This is a genomic window from Parafilimonas terrae, assembly GCF_900115755.1.
Lineage (GTDB): Bacteria > Bacteroidota > Bacteroidia > Chitinophagales > Chitinophagaceae > Parafilimonas > Parafilimonas terrae.
In genome coordinates this window covers 188,924-210,693 of sequence record NZ_FOXQ01000005.1, presented here as the reverse complement: position 1 = coordinate 210,693, position 21,770 = coordinate 188,924, and the positions used below count along the sequence as shown (strand labels likewise).

17 protein-coding genes and 1 pseudogene are annotated in these 21,770 nt (G+C 40.5%); 6 read left to right on the top strand and 12 right to left on the bottom strand.

Translation table 11 applies throughout. The features are described from left to right. Nucleotides 1-4: 4 nt before the first annotated feature. The 8 genes and pseudogenes from BM015_RS10260 to paaA form a co-directional block, all read right to left on the bottom strand. On the bottom strand, nt 5-775 hold the full coding sequence (locus BM015_RS10260) for an enoyl-CoA hydratase-related protein (RefSeq protein ID WP_177191874.1): 771 nt from the start codon (nt 773-775) through the stop codon (nt 5-7). A 48-nt stretch (nt 776-823) separates the two neighbouring features. Next, nucleotides 824-1,330 (bottom strand): 1,2-phenylacetyl-CoA epoxidase subunit PaaD, encoded by a 507-nt coding sequence (gene paaD, locus BM015_RS10255; RefSeq protein ID WP_090657979.1) that lies wholly within the window; start codon nt 1,328-1,330, stop codon nt 824-826. A gap of 18 nt (nt 1,331-1,348) precedes the next feature. Beyond that, the gene (gene paaC / locus BM015_RS10250; RefSeq protein WP_090657978.1) at nt 1,349-2,194 is read right to left on the bottom strand and encodes a 1,2-phenylacetyl-CoA epoxidase subunit PaaC; all 846 of its coding nucleotides are present in this window, start codon (nt 2,192-2,194) and stop codon (nt 1,349-1,351) included. Between the two features lie 2 nt (nt 2,195-2,196). Then, nucleotides 2,197-2,571, bottom strand: a complete 375-nt coding sequence (locus BM015_RS10245) for a four helix bundle protein (protein WP_090657976.1) — start codon at nt 2,569-2,571, stop codon at nt 2,197-2,199. A 55-nt stretch (nt 2,572-2,626) separates the two neighbouring features. After that, complete coding sequence (paaB, locus tag BM015_RS10240) at nt 2,627-3,004, bottom strand: 1,2-phenylacetyl-CoA epoxidase subunit PaaB (RefSeq protein WP_090657973.1); 378 nt, start codon at nt 3,002-3,004, stop codon at nt 2,627-2,629. A gap of 7 nt (nt 3,005-3,011) precedes the next feature. Beyond that, nucleotides 3,012-3,296 (bottom strand): hypothetical protein, encoded by a 285-nt coding sequence (locus BM015_RS21850; protein ID WP_245751362.1) that lies wholly within the window; start codon nt 3,294-3,296, stop codon nt 3,012-3,014. A gap of 25 nt (nt 3,297-3,321) precedes the next feature. Further along, a pseudogene (locus BM015_RS21845) lies at nt 3,322-3,441 on the bottom strand (ORF6N domain-containing protein); the annotation flags it as partial. A 77-nt stretch (nt 3,442-3,518) separates the two neighbouring features. Further along, nucleotides 3,519-4,466, bottom strand: a complete 948-nt coding sequence (gene paaA / locus BM015_RS10230) for a 1,2-phenylacetyl-CoA epoxidase subunit PaaA (RefSeq protein WP_090657971.1) — start codon at nt 4,464-4,466, stop codon at nt 3,519-3,521. Nucleotides 4,467-4,769: 303 nt separating this feature from the next. Here paaA and BM015_RS10225 point away from each other — a divergent pair, with 303 nt between their 5' ends. The 6 genes from BM015_RS10225 to BM015_RS10200 all read left to right on the top strand — a co-directional run bounded on the left by BM015_RS10225 (nt 4,770) and on the right by BM015_RS10200 (nt 16,462). Further along, nucleotides 4,770-7,904 carry a SusC/RagA family TonB-linked outer membrane protein gene (locus BM015_RS10225; protein WP_177191873.1) on the top strand — a complete coding sequence of 1,045 codons (3,135 nt, stop codon included), beginning with the start codon at nt 4,770-4,772 and terminating at the stop codon, nt 7,902-7,904. 17 nt (nt 7,905-7,921) lie between these two features. Continuing rightward, nucleotides 7,922-9,496, top strand: coding sequence for a RagB/SusD family nutrient uptake outer membrane protein (locus tag BM015_RS10220; RefSeq protein ID WP_090657968.1), 1,575 nt, complete (start codon nt 7,922-7,924; stop codon nt 9,494-9,496). Nucleotides 9,497-9,519: 23 nt separating this feature from the next. Continuing rightward, nucleotides 9,520-10,371, top strand: a complete 852-nt coding sequence (locus BM015_RS10215; RefSeq protein WP_177191872.1) for a LamG domain-containing protein — start codon at nt 9,520-9,522, stop codon at nt 10,369-10,371. Nucleotides 10,372-10,438: 67 nt separating this feature from the next. Further along, the gene (locus BM015_RS10210; protein ID WP_090657964.1) at nt 10,439-11,707 is read left to right on the top strand and encodes a multiheme c-type cytochrome; all 1,269 of its coding nucleotides are present in this window, start codon (nt 10,439-10,441) and stop codon (nt 11,705-11,707) included. Nucleotides 11,708-11,713: 6 nt separating this feature from the next. Beyond that, the gene (locus BM015_RS10205) at nt 11,714-15,043 is read left to right on the top strand and encodes a VCBS repeat-containing protein (RefSeq protein WP_090657962.1); all 3,330 of its coding nucleotides are present in this window, start codon (nt 11,714-11,716) and stop codon (nt 15,041-15,043) included. 15 nt (nt 15,044-15,058) lie between these two features. After that, nucleotides 15,059-16,462: a glycoside hydrolase family 30 protein gene (locus BM015_RS10200; RefSeq protein ID WP_090657960.1), complete on the top strand. Its 1,404-nt coding sequence runs from the start codon at nt 15,059-15,061 to the stop codon at nt 16,460-16,462. A gap of 119 nt (nt 16,463-16,581) precedes the next feature. Here the strand turns inward: BM015_RS10200 and BM015_RS10195 are convergent, their stop codons facing one another. The 4 genes from BM015_RS10195 to BM015_RS10180 all read right to left on the bottom strand — a co-directional run bounded on the left by BM015_RS10195 (nt 16,582) and on the right by BM015_RS10180 (nt 21,745). Continuing rightward, complete coding sequence (locus BM015_RS10195) at nt 16,582-19,023, bottom strand: ABC transporter permease (RefSeq protein ID WP_090657958.1); 2,442 nt, start codon at nt 19,021-19,023, stop codon at nt 16,582-16,584. 192 nt (nt 19,024-19,215) lie between these two features. Then, complete coding sequence (locus BM015_RS10190) at nt 19,216-20,226, bottom strand: LLM class flavin-dependent oxidoreductase (protein WP_090657956.1); 1,011 nt, start codon at nt 20,224-20,226, stop codon at nt 19,216-19,218. A gap of 110 nt (nt 20,227-20,336) precedes the next feature. Beyond that, nucleotides 20,337-21,041, bottom strand: coding sequence for a pirin family protein (locus BM015_RS10185; protein ID WP_090657954.1), 705 nt, complete (start codon nt 21,039-21,041; stop codon nt 20,337-20,339). Next, complete coding sequence (locus BM015_RS10180; protein ID WP_090657952.1) at nt 21,038-21,745, bottom strand: dioxygenase family protein; 708 nt, start codon at nt 21,743-21,745, stop codon at nt 21,038-21,040. Before BM015_RS10180 ends, BM015_RS10185 begins: the two co-directional genes overlap by 4 nt. Nucleotides 21,746-21,770 lie beyond the last annotated feature (25 nt).

Sequence of the window (21,770 nt, the reverse complement as noted above, 5' to 3'; positions counted from 1 at the left end):
TAAGCTATTCCCCCTTAAACACCGGTTTTCTTTTTTCGAGGAAAGCCTGAACGCCTTCTTTAAAATCGCAGGTATCAGCCGCACGCTGCTGCAGTTTATCTTCATTGGAAAGCTGTTCATACCAGGTGTGGCTCAATGCCCAGTTTAAAGCCTGTTTGGTAAACCATAAACCACGGGTTGGCATTGCAGCAAGTGTTGCGGCGAGCTTCTTTGCTTCCATATCAAAAACATCATCTGCAAAAACTTTATAGATCATGCCTAATCGCTCTGCTTCATCTGCGTTTACTTTATCGCCTGTCATCATTAAAGCGCTTGCTTTTTGCCAGCCAATTAATCGTGGCAACATAAATGTGCCGCCGCTATCGGGTATTAAACCAATTTTGCTGAAAGCCTGTATGAATGAAGCTGATGCTGTTGCAACAATTATATCGCAACATAAAGCTATGTTGGCGCCGGCGCCGGCAGCAACGCCGTTTATGGCAGCGATAACAGGCTTTTCAAGCTTGCGGATTTTTGAAACAATAGGATTGAATTGTTCCCGTAAAATAATATTCATTTCCCTGGAATCTGAAACTTCGGCAAGGTCCTGCCCGGCGCAAAAACCTTTTCCGCTGCCCGTTAAATAAACGCAACGTACTTCTTTTGAATTATTGCATTCATCTAATTTCTCCTGCAGCAACAAAGCCATTTCGCGGTTAAATGCATTTAATTTTTCGGGACGGTTTAATGTTATAAAACCAATGTTGCCCTTTACTTCAAACAGAATAGTTGACATAATCAAAACAAAAAATTTGGTCAAATAATTTTGAAAATAAAGTGCGAATTAATGACATTTAAAATAATCGAACGGCTCCAGGCAATCATCGCATTTATATAGTGCTTTGCAGGGCGTGGAACCAAAGCGGCTTACCAGGTGAGTATGATAGGAATTGCAATGCGGGCACTGAACGGCTTCATCTTTTTGAAAAGCTTCGAGTGTGCAAACCTGCTGTTTAATGTTTGGCGGTGCAATGCCATAATCTCTTAATTTTTGTTTGCCCGTTTTAGTCATCCAATCGGTTGTCCAGACGGGAGATAAAACGGTCTTTATTTCAGCGTTATTAAAACCATTCTCCAATAATACCAGCCTGATGTTTGTTTTAATTACATCCATTGCCGGGCAGCCGGTATAGGTTGGCGTAATAAAAACCTGTAAACTGCCGGATGCAGAGATTTCTATTTTTCTTACAATACCAAGGTCAATAATGGAGAGTACCGGTACTTCAGGATCAGTAACCGTTTCCAATATCTTCAGTAAGGCATCTTCTGTTATATCTTTTTCATGAATCATAATAACTTCTTTCAAGGCTTACCACGTTGAATTTGGATATGCTCTTTGCATGAACTGCATTTCTGCAAGTATGTAACCCAATTGTTCTGAATGAATGCCTTGCTTACCGCCGGTTTTCGCAAACATATTTTGCGGCGCCTGCAAAGTTGCTTCATTAAAAACGGGTAAAATTTTTTCGAACCATTTTTCTTTTAACGCAGAAACGTCAACTGCAATATTGTCTTCAAGCAATGCCTCTTCATATCCTGCATTTATAAATAATTCATCAATGTAAGGCCAAAGTTCGTCAATTGCATTTACCATGCGCTGATGGCTTTCACCTGTTCCATCGCCCAAACGAATTACCCATTCACTGCTCCATCGCACATGGTACGCAACTTCTTTTAATGCCTTTGCTGCTATGGCTGCGAGCTGCCCATCATTACTGTGTTGCAATTTTTCGTACAGCAAATATTGATAACTGCTGAAAAGAAATAAGCGCAATATGGTTTTGCCCCAGTCGCCATTTTCCTGTTCAACGAGCAGGCAGTTTTTAAATTCACGGCTGTCGCGGTGGTAAGCAAGGGCGTCTTCAGTTGCAGGTTGAATGGTTGAGCAGTTGATTGGTTGATTGGTTGACTGGTTGATAAGTTGGGCCGCATACTGGTAAAAATTTCTTGCCTGCCCTAAAATGTCCAATGAAATATTGGTGATGGCAATATCCTGTTCCAGTATTGGCCCGTGGCCGCACCACGCGCTGCTGCGCTGCGCCAGGATGAGGGTGTTATCAGCGAGATGCGTGGTGTAGTTGAGTAGTTGAGTAGTTGAGTAGTTGATTGGTTGATCTGATTGCAGATTATTCTTTGTATGTGAAGCTACAGACATGTTTATACGTTTTTTCTGAGGTAAGCGATATATCCGTTCAGAAGCCTTTCAACTTCTTCAATCTTATTTTTGAAATAGTTTAGTCGGTCTTCAGTAATGTACTTGCAGTCAAAGGCATCAATAAAGTGATTGTGAGTTTCTGATAATGATCCTCTTGCAATTATGCAAAAATGTAACTGATCTTTGAAAGTATATCGTCCATGGCCTTCTGCAACGGCGGCATTAATGCCTCTTGACGAGCGTATAATTTGATCGGTTAACCTGTATTTCTCTTCCACTGGAAAAGATTCTGACAATTCTTTGATTTCGTTTTTCAAGGCCCTTGCTTTTTTCCATACTTCAAGCTCGGTAAAACTTTTATGTGAATGCTCATTCATAAACTACATTTATTCTTTTCAATACATATCAACCAATCAACTACTCAACTAACACCTACATATTCCTCACTGCCTCCGGCAATTCATAAAACGTAGGATGGCGGTAAACTTTGTCGCTCGCCGGTTCATAAAAGCTTTCTGCATCATCAGGATTGGATGCATGAATGTATTTGCTTTCAACTACCCAAATACTTACACCTTCATTACGGCGGGTATAAACATCCCGTGCGTTTTCAATAGCCATTTGCGCATCGGCGGCATGCAGGCTGCCGGCATGTTTATGGTCAAGGCCTTGTTTGCTGCGGATGAATACTTCCCATAAAGGCCAGGATGCTTCTTCTGCACTTTCTCCTGTTTGTGCAGGCTTCAAACCTTCTCCTGAAATATCATCAGGAATATCGCCGTAATAAAATTTTCTGATAAACTGCTGCATAACAAAATCATTTTTTAAAACCAGTTCTTTCCTTTCGCTCGAAAGAAAGCTGGTTTTCTTTTTCTTCAATTAATTTATTCAACGCCTCAAAAGCCACTTTGAAATTTTTATTATACTTTTTTTCTAATGCCGGCAATTTTGAAGCAAGCTCTTTATAATTCAGTGCATATTGGCGCACTAAAACAAAAGTTCTTATTATAATTATATTTACCTGTATGGCGCGTTCGCTGTTTAATACACTTGAAAGCATGGCCACACCCTGTTCGGTAAAATGCAAAGGGCAATGCGCCACCTAATTTTTGTTTAGAAGGTATCACATTTTGTGATACCATATTCTCAACTTCTTTTTTTGTAAGCTGAAACATAAAATCTCCAGGGAACCTTGTAATGTTTCGCTTTACCGCCTGTTTTAAAGTTCTTGTTTCTGTTTCATACATGGCGGCCAGGTCAAAGCCAAGTATTATTTTTTGACCCCATATTTCATATATTTTATTTTGAATAGAAGTTAATTGCATTATGCTGCTTTTATTTCCTGTTTGTTAGCTCTTTTTGCTGCATAAGCCGCTGCCGCTTCGCGAACCCAGGCGCCGTCATCATGCGCTTTGCGGCGGGCTGCCAGTCTTTCTTTGTTGCAGGGGCCGTTGCCTTTTACCACGTTCCAGAATTCATTCCAGTCTATCCCGCCAAAATCGTAATGTTGCCTTGCTGCATTCCATTGTAAATCTTTATCAGGCAAAACCATATTTAAAACTTTTACCTGTTCGGCGCACATATCCACAAACTGCTGGCGCAATTCATCATTGGTTTTGCGCTTGATCTTCCACTTCATGCTTTGGTCTGAATTGGTGCTTTCAGAATCTTTTGGGCCAAACATCATCAGCGAAGGCCACCACCAGCGGTTAATAGCATCCTGGCACATTGTTTTTTGCGCTTCGGTGCCATTGCTTAAGGTCAGTAAAATATCAAAGCCCTGCCGTTGATGAAAGCTCTCTTCTTTACAAATTCTTACCATAGCTCTTGCATAAGGACCATACGATGTGCGGCAAAGCATTACCTGGTTTAAAATGGCCGCGCCATCCACCAGCCAGCCAATGGCGCCAATATCGGCCCAGGTTAAAGTGGGATAATTAAAAATGGATGAATATTTGGCTTTGCCGCTATGCAGGTCATTAATGGTTTCTTCGCGGGCAATGCCAAGCGTTTCGCAGGCCGAATAAAGGTAAAGGCCGTGCCCGGCTTCATCCTGCACTTTGGCCAGGAGGATGGCTTTGCGCTTTAAAGATGGCGCCCGGCTTATCCAGTTACCTTCGGGCAGCATGCCCACGATTTCACTGTGTGCATGCTGGCTTATCTGGCGAATCAATGTTTTGCGGTAAGCATCGGGCATCCAGTCCTTCGGCTCAATTTTGGTTTCAGCATCTATCTTTTGCTGAAACCTGTTTTCAAATTGGTGTGATTGCATATAACAAAAATAGGATTTACTAACGACTGTTAGGTAAGATTAGGATATTGTAAAGTACCCCGGTAAAACTTTTATTATACCCAATAATGTACAGTCAATTTTGTGTTAAGGAATTTACAGTGGTTTGCAGCACTGTTTGCGCAAGATGTGTCTTTAGTGTTAATGAATAAACCTGCCGCCTCTTTAATAATCCAGTAAGGTTTATTAATGTTTGCTTGGAAAATTAAGTTGTTAGTAATTCGGAATTGCTTCTGTGGACCGCACCAAATCCTTTTAACCTCTGAAATAAAATTGAATAATTATATGAGTTATTTAAAACGCAAATGTTGGCTAAGTATAACAGCAATACTTACCGTAATGCTGTTGTGTGCTTTTAATAGCCATGCCCAGGGTCAGAACCTGGTTTCAGGTACTGTAACCGATTCAAGCGGCAAGCCGCTGTCCGGAGTTTCTGTGCAGAAAAAAGGAACCAAAACAGGAGTAGTAACAAACAGTGAGGGAGTTTACCAGATAAATGCATCGCCCTCCGATGTTCTCACATTTTCTTATGTTGGTTTTGAAGAGCAGGATGTAAATGTTGGTAACAGAACAACTATTGATATATCATTAACCTCAACGTCTTCGCAGCTAACAGATGTGGTGGTTATAGGTTATGGTGTCGCGCAGAAAAGAGACCTCACCGGGTCTATATCTACAATACAAGGTAAAGAAATTGCCGATAAGCCCAATCCAAACCCGGTAGCTTCATTGCAGGGAAAGGTTACCGGTCTTTCTGTTGTTAATAATGGTACGCCCGGCGCCGCTCCGGATATCAGGATACGCGGTACTGTTAGTATTGGACAGGTGCATCCCTTATATGTGGTTGACGGAATTTTAAATGATAATATAGATTACCTCAATCCAAACGATATACAGTCTATTGAAGTTTTGAAAGATCCGTCTTCACTGGCCATCTTTGGTGTAAGAGGCGCAACCGGTGCTATTGTGATAACAACAAAAAGCGCAAAGGCCGGTCAAACCATTGTGAACTTTAATGCTTCTTATGGCTTTAAAAGATTGGTGAATAAAATAAAAATGGTGGATGCGGCAGGTTTTGATATGCTGTTTAAGGAAGAGAATGATAACAATAATGCGCCTACCCCCGATTATTCTTTTTTAACTGCAAATACAGATTGGATAGATGCTGTTACAAGGTCTGGCCAGTTCAGCAATAACAGCCTGAATGTATCTTCCTCTTCAGAAAAGAATAAGTTCGGGATGTCTTTGGGTTATATATATGATGAAGGCATTGTCATCCGCCAGAAATTAACAAAGATGACCGTTAACCTGAATGATGAATACAAATTCAATAAGGTTATAAAAGTTGGGTTCAATCTTAACGTAGCAAGAACCAATAATCCTTATGATGCCGGTTCTGTATTGGATAATGCAAGAAAGGTAATGCCACAGGTTTCTGCCGGGCTGCAGCCATTCGTAGTGCAAAACCCGTATGGTACTGATACAATCAGCCAGAACCTCTATTCAGGCCTTGATGTGGCGCTTCAAAATTCAGGTGTTGTAAATCCTTTACTGGAAGTTGAAAACACCTGGAACAAAGTAATTAACCAGGAAATGAGGTATGTGGGGAGCATTTATGCCGATATAAATATTACCCCCAAACTTAATTTCCGTTCCACTTTCTATGCAGACCAGAGTTATATTGATTACAGGAAATATACACCGTTGTATTATGCTTACAATCCTGTAAACAATACGCCTTATTTATATAGCCAGTCAACACAGGTGGAAGAGAATAATCAAACCTATAAAAAGTATCAGCAGGATGAGATATTAACTTACACCAACACATTTGGCGGCGTACATAAGCTCACTTTAACTGCTGGGTTTACCACTTATTATTTTGGCAACTTTAACCGCGGCGGTACTGCAAAACCTTCCAATACGCCCGGCTCATTACCTATTCCGGATGATAAAAGATTCTGGTATTTGAATAACGGTTTTGAAAGCGATGCCCTTACGCTGGCCACAAGTTCCCAGTATGAAAGAACTACGGTATCAGAACTCGCAAGGGCTTTATACAGTTATAAAAACAAGTATTTTCTTAATGCTTCTTTCCGCAATGATGCATCATCCCAATTGCCTCCTCAAAACCGCAGCCAGGCTTTCTGGGCGGTTGGCGCCGGCTGGGATATAAGCAGGGAAGGTTTTATGGCTAATCAGAAAATATTCGATTATCTTAAAATACATGGTACTATTGGTGTATTAGGTAATCAAAGCACGCCTAACCAGCCTGGTACAAGCAATCCTTATCCTTATCCTTTTTATCCTTCACTTCTTTCCGGTGTTGCTGCTGTTTTTGGAAATTATATTTACAATGCAGCCCAGGCAAGTTATCTTGTAAACCCCGACCTGCATTGGGAAACAGTTGATGCGGCAGATATTGGCATTGAGTTAAATGCTTTTGATAACAGGCTGCATTTTGAAGGAACCTATTATACCAGGAAAACCAATGACCTGATGACTTATGTGGATAGATCAGCCATAGGTTTGCCAAGCGAAATTATCAACGGGGGATCACTTCGCAATACAGGGGAAGAATTCCTGGCCACCTGGAACCAATCTGTCTCCAAAGATTTCAGTATCAGCTTTTCCGGTAATATCACTTTTATGCAGAATAAAGTGGTTTCCCTGGCAGAAGATCTTCCTTCCGGGATTATTGACAGGGTTTCTCAAAACAATGGTACTGCCGTTAGCCGTACGGCTCCCGGCCACCCGATTGGTTCATTTTTCGGTTATAAGCAAATAGGTATTTTCCAGTCTTACGCCGATATTATTAAATCGCCAAGCCAGTCATCTTTAGGTGAAGTAAGGCCCGGCGATAGAAAATATGCCGACTTAAATGGAGACGGCGTTATTGATGCCAGTGACAGAACGTTCATAGGAAACCCATCACCCGATTTTATGTATGGCGCCTCTGTAAGCCTTACTTACAAAAATTTTACATTAGATATTGACGGTGCAGGCGTTTATGGCAATGAAATATTCAGGGTTTGGAATTCGCTGGAATCTCCTTTTCAGAGAGTAAACTACGCAGCCTTCCAGTTAAACAGGTGGCATGGTGAAGGCACTTCCAACTGGGAGCCGATTATCAGCCAGAAAGACCGTGTTAACTACCAGGGTTCTACCTATAATATTGAAGATGGAAGCTATTTCAGGTTGAGAAATATCCAGTTGTCATACAGCTTTTCACAAAATACACTGCAGAGCCTGCACATTAAAGGAATAAGGATTTATGCCAATGCACAAAACCTTATTACATGGAAAAATAATAAAGGCTACACAGCAGAGTATGGCGGGGATGCCACGTCTTTTGGTTATGATGCAGCCGGTGGCGCAATACCTATGGTTATTACATTCGGATTAAATGCAACCTTTTAATTTAATAACGCATTAATATGAAAAAGAGAAATATTTATATTGTTTTAATTGCCCTGGGGACAAGCGTTGTATTGGGTAGCTGTAAAAAATTTCTTGACAGGAAACCTTTGTCCGCAACTTACGATGACCTGAAGCAGGGCACACTCGAAGCGCAAAGTTTTGGGTTATACAGTAATTTAAGAAGCCTCGCAGGTTTTTCATCTTTGCCCTGGCTTGACTTTCATAGCATTCGCGATGATGATGCACAAAAGGGAAGCAGCCAAACGGATGGCGCGGAAATAAATGCAGAATTTGAAACATTTCAATATACCAAGAACGATTGGGCTACTACTACTTATTGGAATGATCATTATACCATGATTTACCTGGCAAACAAGGAGCTGTTTTCTGCCGATTCTCTTGGGGTAACGGATGAAGCATCCCGCAGGAATGTAGGCGAAGCTTATTTTTTCAGGGCATACTCCTTTTTTGAACTGGTAAAAGCTTATGGCGAAGTGCCGCTGCTTAATTACTACTATACAAACCCCGCCGATGGTATCAGGCCCAAGGCCAAGGTGGATGATATTTATGCGCAGATTGATAAAGACCTTGATACCGCTTCCATGTACCTGCCTTTAAACTGGAATGATGCGCAGGGCAATTCCCAATATCCCGGCCGTTTAACAAGCGGAGCTGCCAAAACTTTGTGGGCGCAAACATACCTGTTCAGAAAAAACTGGCAACGGGTAAAAGAGCTCTGCCAGGAAGTAATTGCTTCAGGTGAATATGCCCTGCTGCCAAAGTTTTATGATGTGTGGAAGGATGGGCTGAGTGGCGCCGGTAAAAACAGTAAAGAGTCAATTTTTGAAATGCAGGCTTTGATAGGCCAAAACGGAACGCCTAATTATGGCGTTGCCTGGGGCACTTCCCAAAATATACGGCAGGGTGGCGCTTCTGTTGAATGGAACCTCGGTTGGGGCTGGAATGTACCTACACAGAACCTTGTTAACGACTGGAGTGCTGCTGATCCGAGGAAGAATATGACAGTTTTATATTCAGGTGAATTCGACGGTGGCTCTGGTGAAGGTGGTTATGGAGCTACCATCCCGCCCTATAATAAAGATTCGCTCGGTAAGTCAGGATTTCTCGACCAGCCTTACTGGAATAAAAAAGTGTACTCCGATCCTGCCATGCGCTCCTATACAGGGCAGGTAAATAATGCCGGCGCTGCAGACTGGATCAATCACCGTATCCTTCGTTATGCAGATGTATTGCTGATGATGGCAGAAGCTTCCAACGAATTGGGCGATGGCGCTACTGCCGCTGCCATGCTGGAGCAGGTAAGGGCAAGGGCGAGAAATTCAGGCTCAGACCCCAATGCACTTCCGCCTATTCCATTTACAAGCCAAAGCCAGATGCGCACGGCAATCAAAAATGAGCGCCGGTGGGAATTTGCAATGGAAGGCTACCGTTTTTATGATCTTGTAAGATGGGGTGATGCACAAAGTGCTTTGGGCGCTTTGGGTTACCAATCCAGGAATGCCTGGTACCCGATTCCACAGCCTGCTATTGATCTTTCAGGCGGCGTGCTGGTTCAAAATCCGAATTACTAATACTATTTAAAATGATTATTAATATGAAAATCATTATAAGAAATATTGCGCTGCTCTTTTCAATTGGCTTATTTATGAATAGTTGCCAGAAAATGGAACAGCCGCCTTTGGGCGATTATCCCAAAGATGCCAATCCTCCCGGCGGGCCACTGAAATTTTTCATTGCTTTAGATGGAACAAATGTTGACAGTACAAAAGCAAATTTTGGCACAAACACTAATGTAACTTATGTTGATGGCGTTTCCGGCCAGGCGATGAATGCAGATGCTGATGGTCACATTGTTTATCCTTCAGGCAATGATTTTAATACATCAACCAGTTTTACAATTGCTTTCTGGATAAAAAAAGATGGGCCTAATAAAGCCGGTGGCGGCACTACGTTTGCATTCGGCTTCGCAACCTCTAAAGATATCTGGACCGCCCAGGATATTTTCCTGGAATTTGAAGATGCAGGCAACCCAAGCTCGAAAGATTCTGCTGCTGCTAAATTTTATCTGAATGATCAGTGGTTTGAATTTATAAAAGCATCCGATATTGATAAAAGAATGCCGCATGTTTTAGATGGTAACTGGCATCATCTTGCATTTGTTTTTGATTCAGCAAGTTCAACGCTTACCCCGTATGTTGATGGCGCCACGCCAACCAATTTACCAGACGGTTTTGGGAAATTCAATAATAATGGTGGTAAATTAGATTTTTCTTCACTCGCAGGCCTTGTTGTAGGCGGCCCTGGCATGTATGCCTTGGGCAAAACACCAGAGGATATTGGCCAAACATGGATGGGCAATTTTAACGGCGCTATTGATCAGTTCAGGCTATATAGCGAGGCGCTTTCCGCAGCGGATATCAAAAGTTTATACGATAATAAAGAATAATATTTTCTCTTTGTTGATTAAAAAGCTGCTGTAAAAAAGCAGCTTTTTAATTTTGTTGATAAGCATAATGATTAAAGTCTTTCAAAATAAAAGAACCTTTCTTATAAGCGCTTTGGTTATAACAGCCTTAACCATTTTTTCAAAATGTATCAGCGATCAAAATAAAAATAATCAACAACAGGAAACTGCATCAAACAGCATTATTGATACTGTAACTTTTAATCAGTTTGCAGGTTCGCAAACATGCGCCAGTTGCCATAAAGAGATAACAGAAAACTATTTTAATTCATTTCATTTTTATACTTCGCAAACAGCTTCGGCCCAAACCATAAAAGGCAGTTTTATTCCCGGCAAAAACAGCTTTCAATATGATGCCGGAAAAATTGTAAAGCTTGAAAAACGCAACGATAGTTTCTACCAGGTTTATTATCACAACAATAAAGAAGTGGTAAACAGGAGGTTTGATATTGTAATCGGTTCTGGTAAAAACGGGCAAACTTTTTTATCCTGGATCGGCAATCATATTATAGAACTGCCGGTTTCCTATTTCACACAAGTGCATCAATGGGCAAACAGCCCGGGTTATCCTTTGTCGCCTATCATTTTCAACAGGCCTGTTACCACGCGTTGTCTCGAATGCCACAGCACTTATGCTGAAGCTATTAATTATAATCCTGATGTGCCGCCTGCATTTGATTCAACCAAAATGATTTTAACGGTTGGCTGTGAAAGATGTCATGGCCCTGCTGCAAAGCATGTTGCTTATGAAACAAAACATCCGAATGATTCAATTGGTATGTTTATTATCAATCCAGATAAACTTTCAAAACCACAATCACTTGATGTTTGCGGTGTTTGTCATGCAGGCCGCCTGGAAGAAAAAAGGAACCCTTTTCAATTTGTTGCAGGCGACAGTTTGAATAAATATTATTCAATAAGTGATGCTGCAAGAAATGCAGGTTTAATGGATGTGCACGGCAACCAGTTGGGCATTTTATCGGCGAGCAAATGTTTTCAGTTAAGTAAAACGATGACGTGTACCACTTGTCATGACCCGCATAAAAATGAGGCAGGGAATGCATCGTTGTTTTCGAAGCGATGCATGAGTTGCCATACGGGCCAACATAAACAAATAGAAGGGTTATCAAATGCTGTTGTAAAGAATAATTGTATTGATTGCCACATGCCCTTGCAGGAATCAACTTCAATTTCTTTCATACTGCAAAACAAGCAAACAGTGAACGCAAAAATGAGAACGCATTACATTACTATCTATAACGATGAAACAAAAAAATTTATAGAACAAAATTCATCTTCTGTAAAGAAGAAATCATAACAACAAATGACTTTTAAAAGTTACAGAAACAGTTTTATTATCTTACTTATAATAAGTGCATCGATAACAGCCTGTAAAAATTCAGGCAGTGTTTTCGAGCAATTACCCTCATCAAAAACAAATATCAGTTTTGTAAATAAGCCTGAAGAACATCGCGCTTTCGGCATATTATACTATCTCTATTATTATAATGGCGGCGGTGTATCTATTGGTGATATAAACAATGATGGTTTACCTGATATTTATTTTACGGCAAGCAATCATGCAGGTAATAAACTATACCTGAACAAAGGCGATTTTGAATTTGAAGATATAACTCAGAAAGCAGGCGTGGCGGGCACTTCAGACTGGTGCACCGGTGCTGCGATGGCTGATGTGAATGGCGATGGCTTATTGGATATTTATGTGTGCGCCATGACCGGCGAGCATCATTTAAAAGGAAGGAATGAACTATTTATAAACAACGGAAATAACACTTTTACTGAAAGCGCGGAGAAATATGGATTAGCATTAGTGGCCTATTCAACACAGGCTGCCTTTTTTGATTACGATCATGATGGCGACCTGGATTGTTATGTTCTAAACCAGTCACAGCGTAACCCGGGCACGTATATAGCTGATACGAGCCATCGCAATGATATTGATTCAAAAGCAGGTGATCGTTTATACAGAAATGATATAAACACAACAGGAATGTTTACGGATGTTTCGAGGTTGGCTGGCATTTATCAAAACGATATCAGTTATGGCCTGGGCATTTCTGTTGCAGATATGAATAATGATGGATGGGACGATATTTATATTGGTAATGATTTTCATGAGAACGATTATTATTATATCAATAACGGTAATGGCACGTTTACGGAAAGCGGTGCAAAACACTTCGGGCATTATTCACGATTTAGCATGGGTAATGATATTGCCGATTATAACAATGACGGGCAACCTGATGTTGTGACAGTTGACATGTTGCCGCCCGACGAAAAAACAGTGAAGATGTATGGCAGCGATGAGAGTGTTGAATTGTATAATTTCAAGATAAGGTCAAATGGTTACCAGGAGCAGGTTTCAAGAAATTGCCTGCAAAAAAATAATGGTAAGGGTGAAAGTTTTAGCGATGAGGCTTTAATGGCAGGTGTGGCAGCAACAGACTGGAGCTGGGCGCCATTGTTTGCAGATTTTGATAATGATGGCAACAAAGACCTGTTTATTTCAAGCGGCATTGTGAAGCGTACACTCGACCTGGATTATATAAAATTTATCTCTGATCTTTCAACAAAAACAGACCGTAATACCTCTGATGCTTATGATAAAATTTCTATAGAAAAAATGCCCGACGGTGCATCGCACCCGTTTCTTTTTAAGAACGATGCCAGCGGTTCTTTCAAAGATGTAAGCAATGATTGGGGCACTGGCAAAATGAAAGGATATTATAATGGTGCTGCTTATGCAGATCTTGATGGTGATGGAAATCTTGATCTTGTTATAAACTGCATTAATTCGCCTGCTGTTGTACTGAAGAACACATCAAAGAAAAAAAATGTGCTCAATATCTCTTTTAAAGGAGAAAGCATGAATAAGTTTGGAATAGGTGCAAAAGCATACGTTTTCACGCACACAGATTCTATAGGCATGCATATAAATCAAATGCAGTATGGCGAATTAATACTTACAAGGGGCTTTCAATCTTCCTGCGATACAAAATTGCATTTTGGGTTAGATGCCGTAAAAACTATTGATAGCGTTTTAATAGTTTGGCCCAATCAAAAATACCAGCTCATCAAAAATGTTGCAGCAAATAAACCACTGATTGTTGCAGAAAAAAATGCTGCTGATTCTTTTGAGTACAACATATTTTTCTCTCCTAAAAAACAAATGCTTGAAGATGTTACAGCACAGGTTAACTGCAACTGGAAACACAGGGAAGATAACTTTTCTGATTTTAGCGTACAGTATTTAATTCCGCATGAAGAAAGTACCCGCGGGCCAAAGATTGCGGTGGGCGACATTAATAACGATGGCCTTGATGATTTTTATACCTGCGGGGCAGCTAACAATGCAGGCGCCATGATGGTGCAGCAAAAAGACGGAACATTTAAAGCTGCTGATACGGCGATATTCAATCGTGATGCTGCATACGAGGATATGGATGCCGTAATATTCGATGCGGATAATAATGGCTTTAAAGACGTGCTTGTTATAAGCGGTGGCGGAAAGCCGCAAGGTAATTCACCTCAGTTGCTGGAAGACCGTTTGTATTTGAATGATGGCAAAGGCAATTTTACAAAGAAGACTGATTTTGTGGTGCAGAAGTTGTACAACAAATCATGTGTTGCAATTGCTGATATTGATCATGATGGCGATTCGGATATTTTTATTGGTACCATTGAAAGTACGCTGGCGAATGATTTTGGACTTCCGCAAAACTCTTTTCTTTTTTTAAATGATGGCAAAGCCAGGTTTACAGAAGCAGGCTATGAAACAATAAAGCTGCTCAACCTTGGTGTTGTAACATCGGCAAAATTTACCGACCTTAATCACGATGGGTGGGCAGACCTGGTTGTAACAGGCGAATGGATGCCGGTAAAAGTTTTTATGAATGATCATGGGAAATTTACAGCAGCAGATATTGCGCATTCAACCGGCTTATGGCAAACAGTTTTTGCAGCAGATGTGAATGGAGATGGCAACACAGATATTCTTGCAGGCAACTGGGGATATAATTCAAAACTATGGGCGGGTAAGAATGGCCCGGTAAAACTATATGTGAAAGATTTTGATATGAATGGCAGTGTTGAACAGCTTTTATGTTATACGATTGATGGGAAAGAATATACATTTCTTGCAAAAGACCAACTGGAGAAAGTTATGCCTGTGCTGCAAAAATATTATTCAACATACGCGGAAGTAGCCGGTAAAACGGTTGATTATATTTTCTATGATTTATTTAAAGATTATACTGAATTGAAAGCAGAAACTTTAGGCTCTGCATGTTTTATAAATGATGGTAAAGGCGGGTTTATAAAAGCTGATTTGAACAAAGATTTACAGCAGGCGCCGGTATTTGCTTTTGCGCAACTGCCCGGTAATATGTATATAGCCGGAGGTAACTTTTATGGAACCATGCCTTATGAAGGAAGGTATGATGCGCTTTTTCCAACCATATTCTCTCTGGATGAAAAAACTAGTATTACCAAAGCGATATTACCCGATGTACAGGGAGAGTTCCGCGATATAAAATGGCTGAACACGGTTAATGGAGAAAAGCTGTTAGTAATTGCCAGGAACAATAACAGCTTATTATTTTATAAAACCGGCACGCCAATTAAAAACTAAATTAAATATATGCGTATGAATATTTTTTTATTATTGGCCGCATTAACTTTTACAGGTTGCTCTAAAAACACTAATTCAAATAATGGTGAGCAACCACCGGCGGTTAACCCGGATTCAGCCATCGTCTGGCTAACAAAAGCCGATCAAACTGTTTTACTGCTGCAGCAACCTTCAATAGCATTTAATGCACCAACGAATTCCTATTCAACCATAACAGTTGACAGTACAACAACCTATCAAACCATTGATGGTTTTGGTTATACATTAACCGGCGGCAGCGCGCAGGCTATCAATTCGCTTGATGCAACTGCTAAAGCAAATCTTCTACAGGAATTGTTTGGTAATAAATCAAATTCTGCGGGCATAAGCTATCTCCGCATCAGCATTGGCGCATCAGATTTAAATGCTGACGTTTTTAGTTATGATGATGTGGCCGGCGATGTAAACCTTGAGCACTTCAGCCTTGAAAACGATAAAGAACTTATTGCTTTATTAAAAGAAATCGTTGCTATTAATCCATCTATAAAAATACTGGCAACACCCTGGAGTGCGCCCGCCTGGATGAAAGACAACAACAATACAAAAGGCGGCAGCCTGTACACAAAGTATTACGATGTATATGCAAAATATTTTGTGAAATATATACAGGCTATGAAAGCTGAAGGTATAACGATAGATGCCATTACGCCACAAAACGAACCGCTGCATCCGGGCAATAACCCAAGCATGCTGATGCTTGCCGGCGATGAGGCTAATTTTATTAAGAATAATCTCGGGCCTGCCTTTGCAGCAGCAAATATCAATACCAAAATAATTGTTTATGATCATAACTGTGATAAACCGGAATACCCGCTGGCTATTTTAAACGATGCAGATGCTGCCAAATATGTTGATGGCTCTGCATTTCATTTATATGCAGGTGATATAAACGCTTTATCAACAGTACATAATGCTTTCCCAAATAAACATGTGTACTTTACAGAACAGTGGACCTCATCTGAAGGAAAGTTTGACGGCGATTTTTTATGGCATGTAAAAAATGTGGTAATAGGTTCAATGAATAACTGGGGCCGCGTTGCGCTTGAATGGAACCTTGCCAATAATGCATCTTTCGGGCCGCACACACCGGGTGGCTGCACACAATGCAAAGGTGCTTTAACCATCAATGGCAGCATTACAAGAAATGTAGCTTATTATATTATTGCGCAGGTTTCCAAATTTGTTCCCGCGGGTTCGGTAAGAATTAATTCAAATGCAATAGGTGGTTTATATAATGTAGCCTTTAAAACGCCCGAAGGCAAAAAGGTTTTGCTCGTATTGAATGATGGCGCTTCAGCCGTAAACTTTAATATAAAGTTCAAAGATAAAGCAGCGCTGGCCAGTTTACCAGCAGGCGCTGCGGCTACTTATATATGGTGATTGCTGAAATGATTTGAGCCATGCGCGACGGGCAATGCGCATGAGGCTAATGTTGTTTATTACTATTCAACATTCATTATTATAACTTTTGGAAAGTTTGGAACAGAACTTTCCAAAAGTTACTCTGTTCGCAACGACTCAACCGGGTTTGCCAGAGCTGCTCTTATGGCCTGGAAGCTCACTGTTATCAATGCAATTAATAAAGCAATGGCGCCTGCTGCAGCAAACATCCACCATTCAATATTAATACGATAAGCAAAATTATTAAGCCAGTTATGCATGGCCCACCAGGCAAGTGGCGCTGCGAATACAAATGCAATAGCCACCAGCTTTATAAAATCTTTACCCAGCATGCTTACAACGCTATTAACGCTTGCGCCTAAAACTTTCCGTATGCCTATTTCTTTTGTTCTTTGTTCTGCTATAAACGTAGCAAGCCCGAATAAACCAAGGCATGCAATAAAAATTGCCAGTGCAGAAAATATAATGGCAATTTTACCCACGCGCTGTTCTTCACGGTACATTTGATTGAATGACTCGTTTAAAAAACGATAGCTGAAAGGCAGCCCGGATGCAAAGCTTTTCCATTTGGTTTCTGCTTGTGCAATAAGGTTTTGAATGTGTGCGCTATTCACTTTAAAAATAGCTGAGCCTCCATAATTATTATTGTTCAGCATAAGGCATAACGGGCCCACTTGCTGATGAAGTGATTCAAAATTGAAATTTTTAACCACGCCAATAATTGTATAGGCTAGTGTATTACCATACCCATCTGCATCAGAGCTGTATATTTTTTTGCCAATAGGATCGGCATACCCTAAAAATTTTGCCGTGGTTTCATTAATGATAACCGCTGAAGAATCGCTTCCAAAATCTTTGGAAAAATTTCTTCCCTTTATAACTTGCATGCCCAATGTTGGTATATAATCATAATCAACCTTCCAGTTCTGTATCTCAATGCCATTTTCAGCATTCAGCACAGCATCCCTCGAAAAAGTATGGCTGTTTCTCCAGGAATCGGAAACCGGCAAAAAGCTGCTGATAGATGCACTTATAACGCCGGGCATTTTTAATACTTCATCTTTAAAAGCTTCCTTATTGTTATTTAATGCATATACTTTATCTACTATTAGAACCTCTTCTTTATTATAGCCAAGGTTTTTGTTTTGAATGTAATGCAGTTGGTCATATATAATAATTGTTCCAACAATTAAAATAATGGATGTGGCAAACTGAAACACCACGAGCACACTTCTTAATCCGCCGCTTTTGCTGCCCAGCTTCAGCCTGCCTTTTAATACTTCAACGGGTTTGAAAGATGACAGGAAAAATGCAGGATAACTGCCTGCCATCAGCCCAACAATAAAAGGCAATGCAATAAGAATTGGCAATATATATGGCGAAAATAAACCTGTAATGTTCATTTGCTTATCGGCCACACTGTTAAACGAAGGCAGTACTCCATAAACAACAGCAACAGCAATTGCCAGTGAAATAAAAACCATGGTTGTGGATTCAAAAAGAAACTGCCATATAAGGCCTTTTCTTTCTGTTCCCAACATTTTTCTTATGCCCACTTCTTTTGCGCGGTTAGCAGAACGCGCTGTGGTGAGATTCATAAAATTGATGCAGGCAATGAGTAATATAAACAGCGCAACAGCAGAAAATATATATACATATTGAATATTACCACTCGGTGTTATCTCAAAGCTGCGATTTGAATACAGGTGGATTTTTGTAACTGGCATCAACGAATATTCGAGGTTGTTGCCTGCCTTTCTGAATTCATCAATGGTGTTAATGCTCATAAATCTTTTTGCATCAGGCACCACATATTTTTCTATATAGGCATCAAAATTTTTTTCAAAAGCTTTAGGGTCTGTGCCTGGCCTTAAACGTATATAGGTAAGAAAATTATGGCTGGAAGCCTGTCCCCATTTATAATCTACGTTCTTCATAGAAAAGAAGAAATTGAAATTAAAATGTGTGTTATGCGGAACATCTTTTATAACAGCCGTTATTTTATAAAAAGGATTTTTACTGCTTCTTATTTCAATGGTTTTGCCAACAACATCCGTGGTTCCAAAATATTTTTTTGCAGCCGATGCAGTTATGATAACCGTATTCGGCTCATCCAGTCCATGCTGCACATCACCTGCAATGGCCGGCAACCGGAACATGTCAAAAAAAGTGGAATCAACATTGGCCACTTTCGCTTCATCAATAAAATCATTTCCTTTTCTTATGAGCTTATAACCATCATTTGTATAAATGCGCGTATAGCTTTCTACCTGGGGATAATCTTTTTTAAGCAATTGCCCCATCACATCGCTGGTTTGCGCAGTGTGCTGGATAGAACTGCCAAAATGTATATCTGAATTAATGCGGTAAATATTTTTGGCATTTGGATAATAGCTATCATAACTCAGCTCATCCATTACATACAATGTGATCAGCAAAAAACACGAGAGGCCAATGGCAAGCCCGGTAATATTGATAATAGAATAAACCTTATTTCTTGCAAGGTTTCTCCAGGCTATTTTTAAAAAATTTCTTATCATAAAGCAACATCAAATTGGCGGGTGATAATTATGCAATGCTATTTAACAACCACAATGCCACTGTATAACTTATTTAAAACTAATGCCCTGTAAAAACGGATGCAGCAAAAAATTGTACGGTATCGTACAGTGTGTAACCGGAAAGCGGACAAAAGGGCCGTAACATATCCTGGCTAAAAATGATGGACCGGTTTACACTTCAAACTCACTTTGCATTACCTCACTCACCAGTTTATAGGAATGCATTTTTGCATCAAAATCATAAATATGTGCATTGAACATGAGTTCATCAACGCCGGTTTGCGCAACAAAACTTTGTATATCTTTTTGAATAGTTGAAGCGCTGCCGATAAATGAACCGGAAAGCATTTGCATTACATGCGCTGCTTCCACATCAGTCCATAAATCGTTCATGTTTTTTACAGGTGGCTGAAGCAGTTGCCGTTTATCGCGCAGTATGCCAAGAAAAGCCTGGTATGCAGACGTGGCCAGGTAATTTGCTTCATCGTCTGTACCCGCAACGATAGCGTTAACGCAAGCCATGATATAAGGTTCTTTTAATTGCTCCGAAGGTTTGAACTCATTTGTATAAATGCTAAAAGCAGTTTGCATTTGTGCCGGGGCAAAATGGCCGGCAAAAGCATAAGGCATTCCAAAATAAGCAGCGAGATGGGCGCTGTCTGTACTTGATCCTAAAATCCACATTGGAATATCAACGCCTTCACCCGGAATAGCCCTTACTTTGGCGGTGCTGTTCTCTTTGGAGAAATACGTTTTTAATTCCATTACCTGCTGCGGAAAATCTTCAGCCCGCAGGTTATTGCTTTTGCGTATAACCATTGCAGTCAACTGGTCTGTGCCTGGTGCACGGCCGAGGCCAAGATCAATCCTGCCGGGATATAAACTTCCTAACGTACCAAATTGTTCGGCAATAATTAAAGAAGAATGATTAGGCAGCATGATACCGCCTGAACCAACGCGGATAGTTTTTGTGCCGCCTGCTATATAACCTATTAATACCGATGTTGCCGAACTGGCTATGCTGGCCATGTTATGATGTTCGGCCAGCCAGTAACGTGTATATCCTAAAGACTCTGTGTATTGCGCAAGCTTAAGGCTTTTCTTAAAACTGTGCTCCGGCGTTGAACCTTCGGTTACCGCAGCGAGGTCGAGCACAGAATAAGCTATTTTCTTTTTACTCATCAGTTGCAAAAATACTATTGCTTTTGCTTGAAGTATTTGAACAAAAAGATAAGATTTAGCGCAATAAGGCCGGAGCGATGTGCGCGCTGTTATTGCTATCCGCCCGCTTATTATGCTGTTGCCGGCATATCAATCATTAATACAACAGCGTTGTTTGATAATGCTTCCATATCAACTTTGTCAACATTCCATAAAGCGAGCGCATCCCTTGTTTCAAGCAGGCGGTACTGCACTTCAAAGGCGCCATCAATCACAAAAATAAAAACCATATTGCCCGGTTTGCAAACCTTGTGAAGCACATCTTTACGGCCATCGAATTTGCCAATATAAAAATTTACAGGCTGCTGTTCGTTATTATAACTTACAAACAGGTGCAGTAATTTGTTTTTATTGTTTTCCCGCTCAAACGAAAAAGAAGCTGTGTTAATAATAGCATTCAGGCTGCCTGGTTTAAGCCATATACGCAGGAAGTTTACAAACACGTCGTTATAAGGGTTAAATATTTTTACCTGCGTATTTTTCTTAACCGAAAAATATTGCATTTTGCCGCCTTCTATCATAGCACTGTTGCCATAATTGTCATTATAAATAATTGACCCGGCTACCGGTAATATTATAAGGTCAGCATCATTTTCTGCAATAAAATTTAATGTTCTGCGGGAAGAAAGCACATCATCCTGCACATTATAAAAATTGCCGTACAATGAATTTTTAATTGCAGGCTGCTTAAATAAAGCGCAGCTTTTCATCCAGCCAGTTGTGGTTATGCTGCGGTCTTTCGCTAAAAATATTTTGGCTTCACACTGTTCTATCATGCTGCAACTGTTATAAGATGAGTAAGTGTATAACCATTGGTAATGTTGCCTTCAACTGTTGCTAATTCATATGCAAGGGAATCTCTGAAAATATCATCTTCCGCATTGCTTGTATCCTGCGTACCTTTTGTGTAATAGGTGGTAGCTGTTGTATAAACAGTATTGCAAACATCTGCCGGAAAGGCAATTTGCGTTACCAGCAGAGACGTGCCGTCTGCACTGTAAATGTGCACATGTATATGCGTTGCCCTGCCCTGGTACCAGCCTGGAAATATTGATGTGAAAGTTACCAGGCCGCTGGTATTTGTTGTTTGCCTGCCTCTTAAAAAATGCACAGATGTATAATCAGATGATTGCATTTGCGTGCTTCCGTATTCAGAGTAATTGCCATCGGCATCGCAATGCCATATATCAACAATTGCATTAGCCAAAGCGGCACAGCTTGCATTGCTGTTGTTCACAGTAATGTTTATTGAAAGCGGAACACCTTTCCGGTCGCTGGTAATATCGCTTGTTACCAATGACGAGGGTGTATGTGTTGGATAAGGGCCTTCCGTTTCTTCAGGTGTATCAGTGCAGGAACCTGAAGTATTATCTGTGGAGCCGGAATCCGCATTTTTTGAGCAGGCTTTCATGATTGGTGCAATGGCAGCCATGCTTAATGCCGTAGTAAAGCCTCTTTTTAAAAATTCTTTTCTTTCCATAATGGTTTAATTTATTAAATGAGGA